Source organism: Streptacidiphilus sp. ASG 303, assembly GCF_020991365.1.
Lineage (GTDB): Bacteria > Actinomycetota > Actinomycetes > Streptomycetales > Streptomycetaceae > Peterkaempfera.
In genome coordinates this window covers 3,298-20,246 of the sequence record NZ_JAJLRA010000039.1, presented here as the reverse complement: position 1 = coordinate 20,246, position 16,949 = coordinate 3,298, and the positions used below count along the sequence as shown (strand labels likewise).

The window sequence follows — 16,949 nt, the reverse complement described above, 5'->3', positions numbered from 1 at the left end:
GCGGCCCGGATGCGCCCCCGGGCATGCCAGGATGGAGACATGGCGAAGACCGGCACGACCACCACGCAGGGCCTGCGCGCCGCGATCGAGCGCAGCGGCTACTACCCCGCGCTCGTCTCCGAGGCCGTGGAGTCGGCGGTGGGCACCGAGCCGATGAGCTCGTACCTGGTCCACCAGGAGACCACCTTCGACGCCAACGAGGTCCGGCGCCACGTGACCGTGCTGGTGCTCACCGCCACCCGGTTCATCGTCAGCCACACCGACGAGCAGGCCGCCGACGACACCTCCCCGGTGCCCTACGCGACCACCTCCACCGAGAGCGTGCGCCTGGACCGGATCTCCTCGGTGGTGCTCAGCCGCGTCGTTGCCAACCCGGAGACGTACACCCCCGGCACGCTGCCCCGCGAGGTCGTGCTCACCATCGGCTGGGGCGCCGTCCAGCGCATCGACCTGGAGCCCGCCGGCTGCTCCGACCCGGACTGCGAGGCCGACCACGGCTACACCGGCTCCTCCACCGCCGACGACCTGTCGCTGCGGGTCAGCGAGGCCGGCGACGGCCCGGAGACGGTCGCGCAGGCGCTGCTCTTCGCCCGCGCCCTGTCCGACGCCACCATCGCCCAGAGCGCCTGAGGCCGGACCGCACCGCACCGTGACCAGCCCCCTGCTGCCCCCGCCGCCCGAGCCGTACGACGTCCTGGACCCGGCCGCCGCCCCCGCGCCCGCCTACGGCACCGCCTCCCTCGCCGACCTGCTGCCCGCCGTGGCGGCCGGCCTCGGCGTGCCGCCGTACGCCTCCGCCGCCCCCGGCCTGGAGCTGGCGCCCGCCGACCGGGTGTGCGTCTTCCTGGTGGACGGCCTGGGCTGGGAGGTGCTGCGCGCCCACCCCGAGTACGCGCCGTTCCTCACCTCGCTCCTCGGCACCTCGCTGAACGGCACCGGCCGGCCGCTCACCGCGGGCTTCCCTGCGACCACCGCCACCAGCCTCGCCTCGGTCGGCACCGGGCTGCCGCCGGGCGCCCACGGCCTGGCCGGCTACACGGTCGCCATCCCCGGCGAGGACCGGCTGATGAACCAGCTGCGCTGGCAGCCCCCGGTCGACCCGGCCGCCTGGCAGCCGCACCCGACCGTCTTCCAGCGGGCCCACGAGGCCGGGGTGGAGACCTGCCAGGTCTCCTCGCCGCTCTTCGCGCAGACGCCCCTGACCCGGGTGGCGCTCTCCGGCGGCACCTTCCTCGGCCGGTTCACCGGCGAGGAGCGGATGGACCTCGCCGCCGAGTGCCTGGGCGCCGCCGACCGCGCCCTGGTCTACACGTACGTCAGCGACCTCGACTCCATGGGCCACCGGCACGGCGTCGACTCCGACGAGTGGCGCATGATGCTGGACACCGTCGACCGGCTCGCCCAGCGCCTGGCCGAGCAGCTGCCGCCCCGCTCCGCGCTGTACGTCACCGCCGACCACGGCATGATCGACGTCGCCCCGGAGGACCGGATCGACTTCGACGAGGACTGGGAGCTCGGCGCCGGCGTCGCCCTGCTCGGCGGCGAGGCCCGCGCCCGCCACGTCTACGCCGTGCCGGGCGCCGCCGCCGACGTCCACGCGGTGTGGAGCGAGGTCCTCGGCGACCGCATGTGGGTCGCCACCCGGGACCAGGCGATCGAGGCGGGCTGGTTCGGCCCGGTCGTCGAGGAGCGGGTGTACCGGCGGATCGGCGACGTGGTCGCCGCCGCCTGCGACGACGTCGCGGTGACCGCCTCCCGCAGCGAGCCCAACGAGTCCGCCATGGTCGGGCTGCACGGCTCCATGACCCCGGTCGAGCAGTACGTCCCCCTCCTGGAGGTCCGCCGCTGAGGCGGTCCTCCCCGCCCGGCGGCACCCTGCCGCCGCGCCCCGGAAGAAAGGTTTCCCCACCCCTGATGGCCGAGCTGGTGTTCTTCTCGGGGACGATGGACTGCGGCAAGTCGACCCTTGCCCTGCAGATGGACCACAACCACGCGGCCCGCGGCCGCCAGGGGATCATCTTCACCCGCAACGACCGGGCCGGCGCCGCCACCCTCTCCAGCCGCCTCGGCCTGGCCACCGGTGCCGTCGAGGTCACCGACGACCTCGACTTCCACGCCCACGTCGTCCAGTTGCTCTCCGCGGGCGGCCGCGCCGACTACCTCATCTGCGACGAGGCCCAGTTCTTCTCCGCGGACCAGGTCGACCAGCTCGCCCGCGTCGTCGACGAGCTCGGCGTGGACGTCTACACCTTCGGCATCACCACCGACTTCCGCACCCGGCTCTTCCCCGGCTCCCAGCGCCTCGTCGAGCTCGCCGACCGGGTCGAGGTGCTCCAGGTCGAGGCGCTGTGCTGGTGCGGCGCCCGCGCCACCCACAACGCCCGCACCGTCGGCGGCGTCATGGTCGTCGAGGGCGCCCAGGTGGTCGTCGGCGACGTCGCGGTCAGCAGTGACGAGATCGGGTACGAGGTGCTCTGCCGCCGCCACCACCGGCGCCGGATGACCGCCGCCACCGCCCGGGCCGCCGCCATCTCCCCGGACGTCCTGCCCTTCGGCTCCGACGACCGCGACGGCGCCCTCTCCTGACCGTCCGCCACACCCGGGTCCGCCGCACCCGGTTCCGCGGCACCGGGGTCCGACACTCCGGAAGGAGCGCGGCGGCCCGTCAGGCGGACTGCACCAGCGAGAAGTGCCCGCCCTCCGGGTCGGCCAGCCGCACCACCCGCCCGTACGGCGACTCCTGCGGCCCCACCAGCATCCGCCCGCCCAGCTCCACGGCCCGCGCCGCCGCGGCGTCCGCGTCCGCCACCGCGAAGTACGTGCGCCACCGCGGCGGACCGCCGCGCAGCTCGCCCGCGCCCCGGATCCCCGCCACGTCGCGCCCGGCCACCCGGAGGACGGAGCCGTCCCCGGACCGCGCCACGGACGACCCGAACACCGAGCCGTAGAAGGCCTCCGCCATCCCGCGGTCCGGTGTCACCAGCTCCGTCCACGCCGGGGCGCCCGGCTCGCCCACCGCCTGCCAGCCCAGGTGCCGACCGCCCTCCCAGACGCCGAAGACCGCGCCGGTCACGTCGGAGGCGATCACCAGGCGGCCCGCGTCGTCCGCCTGGACCGGGCCCACCGCGACCGTGCCGCCGCACGCGCGGATCCGCTGCGCGGTCCGGTCCGTGCTGTCCGCCGCGAAGTACGGGGTCCACTCCACCGGGAAGCCGGGCCCCTCGGGGACCACCCCGATGCCGGCCACCGGCACCCCGCGCAGCGTCGCGCGCACGTACGGGCCCAGCCGGGCCGGTCCGGCCGTGAACTCCCAGCCCAGCAGCGACCCGTAGAACTCCTGGGCGCACCCCACGTCACGCGCCATCAGGCTCACCCAGCAGGGCGCCCCCTGCACGCAGCGCGTTCCGACTGTGGTCATGGGCGGCTCTCCTCCACGGCGTACCGGCGTGATTCGGCCCCAGGACGGATGGTGCCACCCACCGCCCCCACGGGCCCCGGGCCGCGCGGGACACCCGGGCAAAGAGCGCGAAAAGAAGCGCCGTCCGCGCCGTGCCCGGACACCGGAGCACAATGACGCCATGGACAGCCACCCCACCCCCTACCCGCTGGTCGCGGCCGCCGAACTCGCCGAGGCCCTCCGGGACGCGCGTCCGCCCGTCCTGCTCGACGTCCGCTGGCAGCTCGGCGGCCCGCCGGGGGAGCAGGAGTACCGCGCGGGCCACCTCCCCGGCGCCCACTACCTCGACCTCGACCGGGACCTCGCGGCCCCGCCCGGTCCGGCCGGCCGCCACCCGCTGCCGGACCCCGGCGTGCTGGCCGCCGCCCTGCGCCGCGTCGGGCTCTCCGCCGACCGCGACGCGGTCGTGTACGACGCGGGACCGGCGACCTCGGCCGCCCGCGCCTGGTGGCTGCTGCGCTGGGCCGGGCACACCCGGGTCCGCGTCCTCGACGGCGGCCTGGCCGCCTGGACCGCCGCCGGACTGCCGCTGACCACGGAGGAACCCCCGCCGGGCGACGGCGACTTCACCCCCGCACCCGGCGGCATGCCCGTCCTCGACGCCGACGGCGCCGCCCGGCTCGCCCGCACCGGCCTACTGCTGGACGCCCGCGCGGGGGAGCGGTACCGCGGCGAGACCGAGCCGGTCGACCCCCGCGCCGGGCACATCCCCGGCGCGGTCAGCGCGCCCACCACCGCCAACCTCGGTCCGGACGGCCGCTTCCTGCCCGCGGCCGCGCTCGCCGACCGCTTCCGCGCCCTGGGCGCGGACACCGCCGAGACCGGTGTCTACTGCGGGTCCGGGGTCACCGCCGCCCACCAGGTGCTGGCCATGGAGGCGGCCGGTCTGCGCGCCGCGCTGTACCCCGGCTCGTGGAGCGAGTGGTCGGCCGACCCGGCCCGTCCCGCGGCCACCGGTCCGCAGGCGGGCTGAGGCCGCGGCCCCGCCCGCCCCCGCCCCGGGGTCCCGGCCCCCACCCCCCCGGGGGGTCAACGGGGGGGGGGCCCCGGGCCCCGCCCCGGGGCCCCGCGCCCCCCGCTCCGTGCGGCCGCCCGCAGGGGGCGTCCGTCAGGGGCGGATCAGTCCTGCTTCTTGCGGCGGCTGCCGAAGACGATCTCGTCCCAACTGGGGACCGTCGCACGCCGCCCGGGCCGCACGCCGTCCGCCTCCGCCTGCCGGTCGGTGGTGCCGACCAGGCGGTCGCGGTGCGGCGCGACCGCACGCGGCATCAGGATGTCCGCGTAGGCCGCGCCGGCGCTGGCCGCCGGGGCCGCCGCGGCGGACTCGTCCGCCTCCTCCTGCGCGGCCGGCTCCTCGGCCGGGTCCACCACCAGGTCGCCCCGGAAGTTGGGGACCACGTCCAGCAGGCTGGTGAGGGAGTCGCGCGCCTCGGCGGCGGGCCGCTCCATGATCCGGTCCGGGGACGGCCGCTCCAGCGCCGGGCGCGCGGTGCGCTCCTGCGGCAGCCGGGCGATCCTCGGCACGAACGGGAAGACCGGGTCCTCGCCGCGCTCGGGCGACTCGCCGACCAGGGCGCGCGCCTCGTCGTCGTTGGCCTGCACGAGCCGGCGCGGCGGGTCGTACGTCCAGGAGGCGCTGCGCGGCTCGCCGTCGACGCGGTACCGCAGCACCACGTCCCACGTGCCGTCGTCCCGCCGCCAGGAGTCCCAGCGCTCGCTGTCCTTCTCGGCGCCGCGCAGGACCAGACGCTCCATCACCGCGTCGCCCAGCTGCGGTCCGGTGGACTCGCCGTGCCGCCGGATCGGCGTCTTGCGCGCCCGCTCCGCCATGAAGGCGCGCTCGGCCAGCACGGGACCCTCGAAGCGGCGGACCCGGTCCACCGAGATCCCGGCGAGCTGCGCGACCTCCTCCGCGGAGGCGCCCGCTCGTATGCGCGCCTGGATGTCGCGGGGGCGGAGGTGGCTCTCCACCTCGATCTCGATCTGGCCCAGCCGGGGGCGGTCGCCGCGGATGGCGGCGCGCAGCCGCTCGTCGATGGGGAGGGTGTACTCCGTGCTGTCGGCAGCCTTGAGCACCAGCCGTGTGCCGTCATTGCTGACGGCCACGACACGCAGTTCGGGCACGGTTACCTCCCGGGTGGTGCCTGCCGACGTCACCTGCGTCGCTGCTCCCGTAACGAGTGTGACCTGCCGACGGGCGGCTGGCCACAACATTGCAGAGTTACCCGGCGTGTCGGGGTTCTGCCCCGACGCGCCGCTGTGGCACGGTTACCTCTTTGCGGCGCCGTCGGCCGGTGCCGCTCCAGTCGCTCCCGGCGGGCTGCACCGCGAGCGGGCGGCCCCGGGACGAGTGCCGCCCTCCACCTCCCCGTCACCCGTCCGGCCCGTCCGGGTGACGGTCGGTCGGGCGGCAGCCTGCGGGCCAGGCTCCCCGAACAGTACTCCATCCGTGGTGCACCGGCCGTCCGGCTCGCCGCTCAAGTCTCCCGCGAATCCGCGGAATCTCAAGGGCCGCCACTCCGATGGCCGACCGCCGACGGGTGGACGGTGATCATCTTCACATCTTTCGGCCAACCGGGGGCCCGTTTCTGCCAACACCGCCCCCGGTTGCACACAGGGAGCGCACCGAACCGGTCAGCGGGTCCCGCGCCGGCCGTCGCGGCCGTCCCGTCCCGGCCGTTCCGCCCCCCGGACTCCCGGGCCCCCGAACTCCCGGGCCACTGAGCCCCCGGGCCTTCGGGCCCCGTGCCCCGGCACGAGGCCCCGCCCCGTCAGTCGCCGAGCACCCGCCGCAGGTGGGCGTTGCCGAAGCGGCGCCCGGGGTCCACCCGGTCCCGCAGCGCGCGGAAGTCCGCCAGCCGCGGGTGCACCGAGGAGAGGTACTCCGCGTCGCGGGTGTGCAGCTTCCCCCAGTGCGGGCGTCCGCCGTGCGCCGTCATGATCCGCTCCACCCCGGCGAAGTAGCCCTGCTCGGCCGTCCCCCGGTACAGGTGCACCGCCACGTAGCAGGTGTCGCGGCCGTACGCGGTGGAGAGCCAGACGTCGTCCCCCGGCGCGGTCCGCACCTCCACGGGGAAGCCGATCCGCCAGTCGGAGCGCTCCACCAGGGCCCGCAGCTCCCGCAGCACCTCCACGGCCGCCGCCCGGGGCACCGCGTACTCCATCTCCGTGAAGCGCACCCGGCGCGGGCTGGTGAAGACCCGGTACGCGACGTCCGTGTAGCGCCGCTCGGACCACGCCCGGCCCGCCACCTGCGCGATGGCCGGGACGGCCGCGGGGAACCGCCGCCCCACCCGGCAGGCGCCCTCCCACACCGTGTTGGACAGGAACTCGTCGTCCAGCCACCCCCGCAGCCGCGGCAGCGGCGCGGGCGGCCCCTGGCTGCGGTTGTTCCGCTTGGTGGTGCACCGGTCGGTGTGCGGGAACCAGTAGAACTCGAAGTGCTCGTTGACCGCCGCCAGGTCGTCGAAGCCCTCCAGGACCTCGTCGAAGCGCATCGGCCTCTCGTGGGCGGCCAGCAGGAAGAGCGGCTCCACCGCGAGGGTGACGGCGGTGACCACGCCCAGCGCGCCGAGCCCCAGCCGGGCGCCCTCGAACAGCTCGGGGTCCTCGGCGGGGGAGCAGGCCGCCACGGTCCCGTCCGCCAGCACGATCTCGAGGGCGCGGACCTGCGCCGCCAGCGAACCGGAGTCGCGGCCGGTGCCGTGCGTGCCGGTGCCGATCGCCCCGGCGACGGTCTGCGCCATGACGTCGCCCATGTTGGTCAGGGACAGGCCCGCCGCCTCCAGCAGCACGTTGAGCCGCTCCAGCGTCATGCCCGACTCCACCGTCACCGTGCCCGCCGCGCGGTCGACGGAGCGCAGCGCGGTCAGCCGGTCCGGGAGCACCAGCAGCCCGCCGTCGGAGGAGGCGATGGAGGAGAAGGAGTGGCCGGACCCCACCGCCTTGACCGCGAGGCCGTCCTCGGCGGCCCGCCGCACCTCCTCGGCCAGTTCGGCGGCGGAGGACGGCGCCGCCACCCGCGCGGGGCGCGCGCTGCGGTTGCCCGCCCAGTTGCTCCAGCGGTACGGCTCAGGGGTGGTGCTGCGGCTTCCGGTCGCCGTCTTCGACACGCTCTGCCTCCTGCTCCGGCGCCGACCGCAGCCGGCGCGACCCGAGGAACGCCGTGAGCGCCGCGAGCGAGCCCGCCACGACCGGCACCCAGTAGCCGGCCGAGGCCCCTGCCCGGTCCACCGTCCACCCCCCGACCGAGGAGCCCGCCGCCACGCCGACGGCGAGCCCGGTGATCGTCCAGGTCATCCCCTCGTTGAGCCTGGAGGCCGGCACCAGCCGCTCCACCATCCCCATCGTGGTGACCATGGTCGGGGAGATCGACAGCCCGGCGACGAACAGCGCCGCCGCCAGCGCCACGAGGTTTCCCACCAGTAGGAGCGGGAGCATACTCACCGCCATCACCGACACGCCCAGCAGGAAGCGCCGGGCCATCGGCCCCGTCGGCCGCAGCGCCCCGAAGACGATGCCCGCGACGCACGAGCCGGAGGCGTACACCGCCAGCACCACGCTGGAGGCGGCCGTGCTGCCCCGCTCCTGGGCGAAGGCCACGGTGACCACCTCCACCGAGCCGAAGATCGCGCCGGTGGCGACGAAGGTCAGCACCAGGACCTGCAGCCCCCGCGACCGCAGCGCGGAGCCGCCCCCGCGGTGCTCCGCCGCGTGCACCGGCGGCTCGGTCCGCCGCTGGGCGGTGAACAGGGCCGTCCCCACCGTCAGGAACACCACCGCCAGCAGCACGCCCGCCTCGGGGAAGACCGAGGTGGACAGCCCGATGGCGAGGATCGGCCCCACGATGAAGCACACCTCGTCCATCACCGACTCGAAGGAGTAGGCGGTGTGCAGCAGCGCCGGCCGGCTGCGGTACAGGTGCGCCCAGCGCGCCCGCACCAGGGAGCCCATGCTCGGCATCGCCCCCATGCCGGCGGCGCAGGCGAAGAGCGTCCAGTCGGGCGCCCCCAGCCGGGCGCAGAGCAGCAGCCCCACGGCCGACGCCGCGGCCAGCGCGACCGCGGGCAGCGCCACCCGCCGCTGCCCGTGGCGGTCCACCAGCCGCGACACCTGCGGGCCGAGCGCGGCGGCCGCCAGCGCCAGCGTCGCCGAGACCGCGCCCGCCAGGCCGTAGGCGCCGCGCAGCTGGGCGAGCATGGTGACGATGCCGACGCCGCTCATCGAGATGGGCAGCCGGGAGACCAGGCCCGTGGTGGAGAAGGCCAGGCTGCCGGGTGCGGCGAAGATCCGGCGGTAGGTCGACAGCATGGATGGCACGGGGGCTCCGGTAAGGAATGTGATTGCTCCACACAGCTTACGTAGTCCTGCAAGGGGTTTCCCGCGGTCCGCCGCCCGCCCCGGCCCGGGGCCCGGTGCCCGCACCCGGTGCCCGCCCCGGCCCGGTCCTGCCCACCGGGGAGCCGTCCGCAGTGGCAGGATCGGTGCCATGTCCGACTCGCGCACTCCCGGCGCCGCAGACGCCGAGCCCCTGCAGACCGCTCCCGACGCCGCGCCGTACGACGCCCTGCTCCTGCTCTCCTTCGGCGGGCCCGAGGGCCCGGACGACGTGGTGCCGTTCCTGGAGAACGTCACCCGCGGCCGCGGCATCCCCAAGGAGCGGCTGGCCGAGGTGGGGCAGCACTACTTCCTCTTCGGCGGTGTCAGCCCCATCAACGAGCAGAACCGCGAATTCCTGGCCGCCCTGCGCAAGGACTTCGCCGCACACGGCCTCGACCTGCCCGTGTACTGGGGCAACCGCAACTGGGACCCCTACCTCGTCGACGCCCTCCGCGAGATGGCCGAGGCCGGCCACCGCCGCATCCTCACCCTCGCCACCAGCGCCTACGCCGGCTACTCCGGCTGCCGCCAGTACCGGGAGAACCTCGCCGACGCCCTGGAGCAGCTCCGCGCCGAGGGCGCGCCCGAGCTGCGCGTCGACAAGCTGCGCCACTTCTACAACCACCCGGGCTTCGTCGGCCCGATGGTGGAGAACACCCTGGCCGCCCTCGCGGAGCTGCCCGACGAGGTGCGCGACACCGCCCACCTCGTCTTCACCACCCACTCCGTGCCCACCGCCATGGCCGAGACCTCCGGCGCCCCGGACGACCCGGCCCGGGGCACCCCCGGCGGCGCGTACGTCGCCCAGCACCTCGACGTGGCCCGGCTGGTGGCCGGCGCGGTCGCCGAGGCCACCGGGATCATCGGCCGCCACTGGGAGCTCGTCTACCAGAGCCGCAGCGGCGCCCCCCACATCCCGTGGCTGGAGCCGGACGTCTGCGACCACCTGGAGGCCCTGCACGCGAAGGGCGCCGAGGCGGCGGTGATGGTGCCGATCGGCTTCGTCTCCGACCACATGGAGGTCAAGTACGACCTCGACACCGAGGCCCGCGCCAAGGCCGCGGAGCTCGGCCTGCCCGTGGCCCGCGCCGCCACCGTGGGGTGCGACGCCCGCTTCGTCGCCGCCGTCCGCGAACTGGTGCTGGAGCGCGCGGCCACCGAGCGGGGCACCCGGCCGCCGCGCTGCGCCTTCGGCGCGCTGGGCCCCAGCCACGACGTGTGCCCGGTCGACTGCTGCCCCAACCCGCGCGGACCCCGCCCCGCCGCCGCCCAGGCCTGAACCCCGCCTGGACACCCCCGCCCGGACGCCCCGGAGGCCCGCGCCCGGCCTCCGGGGAGGGCGCCCGGACGACCCCGGCCCGGTCCGGCGGGCCGGGGCCGGGCCGGGACCTGCCCCCGGGCGGCCGCGGCCGCCCCGGCCCCCGAACCCCAGGAGGAACCGCCATGACCGAGCCCGAGCCCGACGCCCGGCTCACCGCCGAACTGCTGGAGACCGCCCTGGAGGCTGCCCGGCAGGCCGGCGCGCTGCTCCGCGACGGCCGACCGGAGGACCTCGGCGTCGCGGCCACCAAGAGCAGCCCCGTCGACGTGGTCACCGAGATGGACACCGCCTCGGAGAAGCTCGTCGTCGAGCTGGTCACCGCCCGCCGGCCGGACGACGGCCTCCTCGGCGAGGAGGGCGCCAGCAGCCCCGGCAGCAGCGGTGTGCGCTGGGTGGTGGACCCGCTGGACGGCACCGTCAACTACCTCTACGGACTGCCGTCCTGGGGGGTCAGCATCGCGGCCGAGCTGGAGGGCCGGGCCGTGGTCGGCGTGGTGGCGGTACCGGCGCGCGACGAGGTCTTCCACGCCGTCGCGGGCGGGGGCGCGTACCTCAACGGGCGGCGCATCACCTGCCGTCCCGCCCCGGCGCCGGGCCAGGCCCTGGTGGGCACCGGTTTCAACTACGTCCGGGAGGTCCGCACCCACCAGGCCCGGGTCCTGGCCGGCCTGATGCCGCAGGTCCGCGACATCCGCCGCGCGGGCGCGGCCGCCGTCGACCTCTGCGACCTCGCCTGCGGCCGGCTGGACGCCTTCTACGAGCGCGGTCTGCGTCCCTGGGACATGGCCGCGGGCGTCCTGATCGCCCGCGAGGCGGGCGCGCAGGCGGGCGGCCGCCCGGGCCGGGAGCCGTCCGGCGACCTCGCCGTCGCCGCGGTGCCCGGACTGCTGGAACCCCTGCAGGAGCTCCTGGAGGAGCTCGGCGCCTGGCACGACTGAGACGCCGTTCCCGGACGGCGTCCGCGGCACCCGCCGGTGACGCCCGTCCGGGGCGCCCGTCCGGGACGTCCGCCCGCGGGACCCCCGGCGGCACACGGCGGGAGCCCCGGACGCCGACGTGTCCGGGGCTCCCGTACGGTCTTGCGCGCCGCGGCGGCCGGCCGCTGCTCAGGCGATCCTGGGCAGGGCCTCCTCCGCGACGCTGACGCCGTGCTCGGCGGCCAGGCGGCGCAGGTCGTCGAGCTCGGACTGCTCGACCTCGGCCAGGAACTCGTCCCCGGACTCCAGGGCGCGGTTCAGGTCCTGCTCGGTCTTCCGTATGCGCTGCAGGATGCCGGCGGTGAAGGCGTCCATCGGCAGACCCCCTATGGGATGTCGGGCGACCCCGGGCTTCGGGATACGGCATGGGACCGGGGAGTGGATCCGCCGGACAGCGGCTCCCGGTGCGGTCGCGGCCCGGGGGGCAGCGACCGCGGACGATCGGCTTCCCGACCCGGTGCGGCGGTGGCCGCACGGCGGGTGGGTGCGATCCGCCGCCGGGCGGCGCGATCGCGGGTTGCAGTCGTCCTCCCCATCGCGGCGTCGCCGGAAACCTCGGCCTCCGGGCAAATGCCGGATGACCCTGCCGCTCCGGCCGGGCCGACCGCCTCCGTCGGGGTCGCTGCACCGACGGCCTGCCCGCTTACCACTGCTTTACACCCGGGCGAGGCAGGATGGGAGCACCGTCGGGGCCGTCCGCGCCCCGGCCCGGAGCAGCCGGGCGGGCCCGGGCGACCGGGTGCCCCCGGGGAAGGGGAGACCGCCTTGCGGGTACTCGTCGTCGAGGACGAGCAGCTGCTCGCCGAAGCCGTCGCCACCGGCCTGCGCCGCGAGGCGATGGCGGTGGACGTGGTGTACGACGGGGAGGCCGCCTTGGAGCGGATCGGGGTCAACGACTACGACGTCGTCGTCCTCGACCGCGACCTGCCGCTGGTCCACGGCGACGACGTCTGCCGCGCCGTGGTCGACTCCGGCCTGCCGACCCGGGTGATCATGCTGACCGCCGCCGGCGACGTCAGCGACCGGGTGCAGGGCCTCGAACTGGGAGCGGACGACTACCTCCCTAAGCCGTTCGCCTTCAGCGAACTCGTGGCCCGGGTGCGCGCCCTCGGACGGCGCACCACCACCGCCCTGCCGCCCGTCCTGGAGCGGGCCGGGATCTCCCTCGACCCGGGCCGCCGCGAGGTGACCCGCGACGGCCGGCCGGTGCAGCTCGCCCCCAAGGAGTTCGCCGTGCTGGAGGTCCTGCTGCGCGCCAACGGCGCCGTCGTCTCGGCCGAGCAGCTGCTGGAGAAGGCCTGGGACGAGAACACCGACCCGTTCACCAACGTGGTCCGGGTCACCGTGATGACCCTGCGCCGCAAACTCGGGGAGCCCGCTGTGATCGTCACGGTGCCCGGCTCCGGCTACCGGATCTGACGGAGGCACGCCGACCATGTCCACCCGGCACCCCGCCGCCCCCTCGGACCCCGCCCGCGCCGCGGACGGCGGGACCGCCTCCGGTTCCACCGCGGCGTCCGGCCCCGCCGCGGGCCCCGCCCGCGCCGTCCCGGCGGCGCCCCCGCGCCCCGACCACCCGCCGCGCACGGCCGCGTCCGCGGCGCCGGGCCCCGGGCGGCACACCCCGGGCTCCGGCCTCGGCTGGCTGCCCTTCCGGCCCACCATCCGGATCCGGCTCACCCTGCTGTACGGCGGGATGTTCCTGATGGCCGGGGTGCTGCTGGTCCTGGTGATCTACATGCTGGCCCGGCAGGCCCTCCAGGTCGGCGCGCAGCTCCCCATGACGACCATCCCCGAGAACACCCGCGTGATCGACCCGCGCACCAACCAGGTCTGGACCCCCCAGCAGTTCCAGGAGCAGATCGAGCTCTGGCAGGCCCAGGCCCAGCACGCCGCGCTGGACGCCCTGCTGCGCAGGTCCATCACCGTCCTGGTGGGCCTCGCGGTGGCCGCCTTCGCCCTGGGCTACGCCGTCGCCGGCCGGGTCCTCAGCCCCCTCGGCAGGATCACCCGCACCGCCCGCGAGGTCGCCGGCTCCGACCTGCACCGCAGGATCGAGCTGGACGGCCCCGACGACGAGCTCAAGGAGCTGGCCGACACCTTCGACGAGATGCTGGACCGGCTCGACCGCTCCTTCGACTCGCAGCGCAAGTTCGTCGCCAACGCCTCCCACGAGCTGCGCACCCCGCTGGCGATCAACCGGACGCTGCTGGAGGTCCAGCTCTCCGACCCGGAGGCGTCGCCCGAGCTCCAGCAGCTCGGCAGGACGCTGCTGGCCACCAACGAGCGCAGCGAGCAGCTCGTCGAGGGCCTGCTGCTGCTCGCCCGCAGCGACAACGAGATCACCGACCGGCGGCCGGTGGAGTTCGCCGAGGTGGCCTCCCAGGCGCTGGAGCAGACCCGGGCGGAGGCGGAGTCCCGCCGGGTCGCGCTGCGGACCTCGCTCGCCCCGGCCACCGTCTCCGGCAACGGCGTGCTCCTGGAGCGCATCGCCCTCAACCTGGTGCAGAACGCCGTGCGCTACAACACCCCCGACGGCTGGGTGCAGGTCTCCACGGCGGCGGTGCCCGGCGGCGGCGAACTCGTGGTGTCCAACACCGGCCCGGTCATCCCCGGGTACGAGATGGAGCACATCTTCGAGCCGTTCCGCCGGGTGAAGAGCGCCGAGCGGACCCGCAGCGACAAGGGCGTGGGCCTCGGCCTCTCCATCGTCCGCTCGGTCGTCCGGGCGCACGGCGGCTCCATCGAGGCCGTTCCGCGCCCCGGAGGCGGCCTGGACGTGCGGGTGTACATCCCCGGCGCCTGACGGCGCCCGGGCGCCCGCCCGCACCTCCTTCCGCACCCTCCCGCGCCCTCGGAGCCACCGCGCTCCGGGGGCGCTCCCGTGCGCCTGCAGCACGCCCCCGCGAGCCCCGTCCCCCCGTGCGCCCGTCCCCGCGGGCCGGCCTGCTCCGCCGCCCGCCGGGACCGCCGCCCCGCTGCCCCTGGCACACCGCTTGTCATTTCCGGTCGCTTCAACTTACGGTGGCGTAACCTACGGATCCGTAGGTGTGCCGAGCCGCCGCAGGAGCCCACCGCCGTGACCATCGCCCCCAGCCAGCAGAGCGACTCGACCGCCTGGACCGACGTCCGGCTGCTGCACGCCCTGGAGGAGGTGGTGGAGCAGGAGCTCGACCGCCACCTCAGGGTGGCCAAGGAGTGGATGCCCCACGAGTACGTGCCGTGGAGCGCGGGCCGCGACTTCGACGGCGTCCTGGGCGGTGAGGCGTGGGCGCCCGAGCAGTCCGGGCTGACCGACGTGGGCCGCGTCTCCCTGGTGGTCAACCTGCTCACCGAGGACAACCTCCCCAGCTACCACCACGAGATCGCGACCATGTTCGGCCGCGACGGCGCCTGGGGCACCTGGGTGCACCGCTGGACCGCGGAGGAGGGCCGGCACGGCATCGCCATCCGCGACTACCTCCTCACCACCCGGGCCGTCGACCCGGTGGCCCTGGAGCGGGCCCGCATGGACCACATGTCCGCCGGGTTCGAGTCCGACAACCGGCACAGCATGCTGCACTCGGTGGCGTACGTGGCCTTCCAGGAGCTCGCCACCCGCATCTCGCACCGCAACACGGGGACCTTCTCCGGCGACCCCGTCTGCGAGCGTCTGCTGGCCCGGATCGCCACCGACGAGAACCTCCACATGGTCTTCTACCGGAACCTGCTGCTCGCGGCCCTGGAGCTGGCCCCCGACCAGGCGATGCGGGCCGTCGCCGACGTCGTGACCGGCTTCCGCATGCCGGGCCACGGCATGCCCGGCTTCGAGCGTGCCGCCGTCCGGATCGCCGTCGGCGGCGTCTACAACCTGCGCATCCACCACGACGACGTGCTGCAGCCGGTGCTGCGGCACCTGAAGGTCATGGAGCGCGGCGGCCTCGGTCCGGAGGGGCTGCGGGCCCAGGAGGAGCTCGGGGCCTTCCTCGACGGGCTGGACGGCCAGGCGGCCCGGTTCGACGAGCGCCGCGCCGCACTCCTGGCCCGCCGGGCCGCCCGTGCCGAGGGGTGAGGACCTCTCCTCCCGGGGTTTTTTTCCATGATTTGTCCGGACACCGAGCCAAGGTGACCAAGGTCACACCCGGTCGCCCCCGGCGTCCGGGCGGGCGCGGAGGGTCACCCGGGGGCGGTCGGCGACCGTCACCGAAGGTGACCGTGAGTGCCCTGCCGTCTCCCGGGTCCCGTGTGGGCCGTGCTGGGCCGGAAGCCCTGGATTCACCGCCTTCGCGACGGTTTCCGATGGAACGTTTCCCTCTGCCTCGATCACGGTAAGTGCACAGTGGGCCCGGCGGGGCGCCCCTCCCGCATCCCCCCGCGACCCTCCACCGGCGCCCGCCGCCGTCACCTCTTCGGGGGTGCGATTGGGTGTCGATTGAGTAACAGGCCTTGAAGTAAGGCAAAATCTCCGCCTCGGGTCGGGCACAAGTCCGGCCTCCCATGCGTTACGTGCGCTGGAGATACCGCAGACACCCGGAGGGGGAGAGTGATATGGCAACGGACTACGACACCCCACGCAAGACCGATGACGACCTCAACGAGGACAGCATCGAGGAACTGAAGGCCCGCAGGAACGAGAAGACGTCGAGCTCTGTCGACGTCGACGAGTTCGAGCAGGCGGAGGGCCTCGAACTGCCCGGCGCCGACCTCTCCAACGAGGAGCTGTCGGTCCGGGTGCTGCCGCGCCAGGCCGACGAGTTCACCTGCATGAGCTGCTTCCTGGTGCACCACCGCAGCCAGCTGGCATCGGAGAAGAACGGCAACCCCATCTGCCGGGACTGCGCCGCCTGATCGGCGGGTAACCGGAGAGCCATGGCACGCATCCGGAGACTCAGCAGCGCCCACCGGTTCCGGAAGTCCGGACCGGAGGCAGGTGAGGCCGCCGACCGGGCGGCCGAAGAAGCGGCGGAAGAGATCGCATCGATCGCCGCGGAGATGGAGCACTGGGACGGTACCGCCGCGGCGGAGCCGTCCCACCGTCGCGAGCGGGGCCGGCAGCGCCTGGCCTCGCTCGCAGGCGCGCTGGCCCGCGGACTGGGCCGCGGCGGCCGCACCGCCGCACGCGGCGCGGCCCTCGGGGCCAGGGGACTGAGCGACCGCCTCCTCGACGCGGCGCCGCGCATCCCCGTCCGCGACTTGGCCACCCTGCGCGCCCAGCACCCCGAGGCCGGCGACGCCGAGGAGCTCGCCGACCGCCTCACCGCAGGCGCCGTCCGCGCCTCCGCCGCCGTCGGTGCGGGCGTCGGGGCCGCCGCCATGCTGCCCACACCCCCCACGATGGTCCTCGAGATCGCCGCCGAGACCCTCGCCGTGGCCGCGATCGAGGTGAAGCTCATCGCCGAGCTCCACGAGGCCTACGGCATGCGCGCCCCCGGAGGCGCCACCGACCGCGCGGGCGCTTACGTCAACGCCTGGACCAACCGCCGCGGCATCGACGTCACCCGGCCGGTGGGCATGGCCGCGCTCCGGCTCAGCGGGGAGCTCAAGCAGCAGCTGCGCCGCCGCCTCACCCGGCACACCCTGCGCCGGGTGCCGTCGCTGACGCCCCTGCTGATCGGCGCCGGCATCGGCGCCACCATCAACAGCCGCGACACCCGCAGGGTCTCCGACGAGGTCCGCCACGACCTGCGCAGGCGCACCCCCGCCGACCCCGGTTACTGGGACCGCGCCCTGCCCGGCGACCGCTGAGGACCGCACACCGCCCCGCAGCCGGGCCGCCGGGCCTCCCCTGCCCGTCTCTGTGCCCGCGGGCCCTGTGCAGGCCGTCCGACGGCCTGCA

16 protein-coding genes are annotated in these 16,949 nt (G+C 75.5%); 11 read left to right on the top strand and 5 right to left on the bottom strand.

The window, feature by feature from the left end; genetic code table 11:
• Positions 1-39: 39 nt before the first annotated feature.
• The 3 genes from LO771_RS28035 to LO771_RS28025 all read left to right on the top strand — a co-directional run bounded on the left by LO771_RS28035 (position 40) and on the right by LO771_RS28025 (position 2,586).
• Positions 40-630: a DUF5998 family protein gene (locus tag LO771_RS28035; protein ID WP_230747639.1), complete on the top strand. Its 591-nt coding sequence runs from the start codon at positions 40-42 to the stop codon at positions 628-630.
• Positions 631-649: 19 nt separating this feature from the next.
• Positions 650-1,849 (top strand): alkaline phosphatase family protein, encoded by a 1,200-nt coding sequence (locus tag LO771_RS28030; RefSeq protein ID WP_230747637.1) that lies wholly within the window; start codon positions 650-652, stop codon positions 1,847-1,849.
• A gap of 65 nt (positions 1,850-1,914) precedes the next feature.
• Entirely contained in the window at positions 1,915-2,586 is a 672-nt protein-coding gene (locus LO771_RS28025; protein WP_230747636.1) for a thymidine kinase, read from the top strand.
• Between the two features lie 79 nt (positions 2,587-2,665).
• On the opposite strand, the gene LO771_RS28020 is transcribed toward LO771_RS28025, so the two are convergent.
• Positions 2,666-3,418, bottom strand: a complete 753-nt coding sequence (locus LO771_RS28020) for a VOC family protein (protein WP_230747634.1) — start codon at positions 3,416-3,418, stop codon at positions 2,666-2,668.
• Between the two features lie 160 nt (positions 3,419-3,578).
• Here LO771_RS28020 and LO771_RS28015 point away from each other — a divergent pair, with 160 nt between their 5' ends.
• On the top strand, positions 3,579-4,430 hold the full coding sequence (locus LO771_RS28015) for a sulfurtransferase (protein WP_230747632.1): 852 nt from the start codon (positions 3,579-3,581) through the stop codon (positions 4,428-4,430).
• A 146-nt stretch (positions 4,431-4,576) separates the two neighbouring features.
• Here LO771_RS28015 and sepH read toward each other — a convergent pair whose 3' ends face one another.
• From sepH to LO771_RS28000, 3 genes are all read right to left on the bottom strand, one after another.
• On the bottom strand, positions 4,577-5,614 hold the full coding sequence (sepH, locus tag LO771_RS28010; protein ID WP_230747630.1) for a septation protein SepH: 1,038 nt from the start codon (positions 5,612-5,614) through the stop codon (positions 4,577-4,579).
• A 614-nt stretch (positions 5,615-6,228) separates the two neighbouring features.
• On the bottom strand, positions 6,229-7,569 hold the full coding sequence (locus LO771_RS28005; RefSeq protein ID WP_230747628.1) for a D-arabinono-1,4-lactone oxidase: 1,341 nt from the start codon (positions 7,567-7,569) through the stop codon (positions 6,229-6,231).
• On the bottom strand, positions 7,529-8,767 hold the full coding sequence (locus LO771_RS28000; RefSeq protein ID WP_230747673.1) for an MFS transporter: 1,239 nt from the start codon (positions 8,765-8,767) through the stop codon (positions 7,529-7,531). The genes LO771_RS28005 and LO771_RS28000 overlap by 41 nt, the downstream gene beginning before the upstream one ends.
• A 178-nt stretch (positions 8,768-8,945) precedes the next feature.
• Between LO771_RS28000 and LO771_RS27995 the strand changes: the two genes are divergently transcribed.
• Both LO771_RS27995 and LO771_RS27990 read left to right on the top strand, forming a co-directional pair.
• A complete protein-coding gene (locus LO771_RS27995; protein WP_230747626.1) occupies positions 8,946-10,115 on the top strand; it encodes a ferrochelatase in 1,170 nt (389 codons plus the stop codon).
• A gap of 164 nt (positions 10,116-10,279) precedes the next feature.
• A complete protein-coding gene (locus LO771_RS27990) occupies positions 10,280-11,095 on the top strand; it encodes an inositol monophosphatase family protein (RefSeq protein ID WP_230747624.1) in 816 nt (271 codons plus the stop codon).
• Positions 11,096-11,263: 168 nt separating this feature from the next.
• Here LO771_RS27990 and LO771_RS27985 read toward each other — a convergent pair whose 3' ends face one another.
• The gene (locus tag LO771_RS27985; RefSeq protein ID WP_230747622.1) at positions 11,264-11,449 is read right to left on the bottom strand and encodes a hypothetical protein; all 186 of its coding nucleotides are present in this window, start codon (positions 11,447-11,449) and stop codon (positions 11,264-11,266) included.
• 450 nt (positions 11,450-11,899) lie between these two features.
• Here LO771_RS27985 and LO771_RS27980 point away from each other — a divergent pair, with 450 nt between their 5' ends.
• From LO771_RS27980 to LO771_RS27960, 5 genes are all read left to right on the top strand, one after another.
• Complete coding sequence (locus LO771_RS27980; protein WP_230747620.1) at positions 11,900-12,553, top strand: response regulator transcription factor; 654 nt, start codon at positions 11,900-11,902, stop codon at positions 12,551-12,553.
• A 16-nt stretch (positions 12,554-12,569) separates the two neighbouring features.
• Positions 12,570-13,940: a cell wall metabolism sensor histidine kinase WalK gene (locus LO771_RS27975; RefSeq protein ID WP_230747619.1), complete on the top strand. Its 1,371-nt coding sequence runs from the start codon at positions 12,570-12,572 to the stop codon at positions 13,938-13,940.
• A 273-nt stretch (positions 13,941-14,213) separates the two neighbouring features.
• Positions 14,214-15,185, top strand: a complete 972-nt coding sequence (locus LO771_RS27970; RefSeq protein ID WP_230747618.1) for an acyl-ACP desaturase — start codon at positions 14,214-14,216, stop codon at positions 15,183-15,185.
• Between the two features lie 476 nt (positions 15,186-15,661).
• Positions 15,662-15,961: a DUF4193 domain-containing protein gene (locus LO771_RS27965; protein ID WP_230747617.1), complete on the top strand. Its 300-nt coding sequence runs from the start codon at positions 15,662-15,664 to the stop codon at positions 15,959-15,961.
• Positions 15,962-15,982: 21 nt separating this feature from the next.
• The gene (locus LO771_RS27960; protein ID WP_230747616.1) at positions 15,983-16,858 is read left to right on the top strand and encodes a hypothetical protein; all 876 of its coding nucleotides are present in this window, start codon (positions 15,983-15,985) and stop codon (positions 16,856-16,858) included.
• The last annotated feature ends 91 nt before the right edge of the window (positions 16,859-16,949 follow it).

What these genes read in the sequence shown, in the direction of transcription:
- LO771_RS28035 (WP_230747639.1), top strand. Translation starts at nt 40, where the DNA reads ATGGCGAAGACCGGCACGACCACCACGCAGGGCCTGCGCGCCGCGATC.
- LO771_RS28025 (WP_230747636.1), top strand. Translation starts at nt 1,915, where the DNA reads ATGGCCGAGCTGGTGTTCTTCTCGGGGACGATGGACTGCGGCAAGTCG.
- LO771_RS28020 (WP_230747634.1), bottom strand. Translation starts at nt 3,418, where the DNA reads ATGACCACAGTCGGAACGCGCTGCGTGCAGGGGGCGCCCTGCTGGGTG.
- LO771_RS28015 (WP_230747632.1), top strand. Translation starts at nt 3,579, where the DNA reads ATGGACAGCCACCCCACCCCCTACCCGCTGGTCGCGGCCGCCGAACTC.
- LO771_RS28000 (WP_230747673.1), bottom strand. Translation starts at nt 8,767, where the DNA reads ATGCTGTCGACCTACCGCCGGATCTTCGCCGCACCCGGCAGCCTGGCC.
- LO771_RS27995 (WP_230747626.1), top strand. Translation starts at nt 8,946, where the DNA reads ATGTCCGACTCGCGCACTCCCGGCGCCGCAGACGCCGAGCCCCTGCAG.
- LO771_RS27990 (WP_230747624.1), top strand. Translation starts at nt 10,280, where the DNA reads ATGACCGAGCCCGAGCCCGACGCCCGGCTCACCGCCGAACTGCTGGAG.
- LO771_RS27985 (WP_230747622.1), bottom strand. Translation starts at nt 11,449, where the DNA reads ATGGACGCCTTCACCGCCGGCATCCTGCAGCGCATACGGAAGACCGAG.
- LO771_RS27975 (WP_230747619.1), top strand. Translation starts at nt 12,570, where the DNA reads ATGTCCACCCGGCACCCCGCCGCCCCCTCGGACCCCGCCCGCGCCGCG.
- LO771_RS27965 (WP_230747617.1), top strand. Translation starts at nt 15,662, where the DNA reads ATGGCAACGGACTACGACACCCCACGCAAGACCGATGACGACCTCAAC.
- LO771_RS27960 (WP_230747616.1), top strand. Translation starts at nt 15,983, where the DNA reads ATGGCACGCATCCGGAGACTCAGCAGCGCCCACCGGTTCCGGAAGTCC.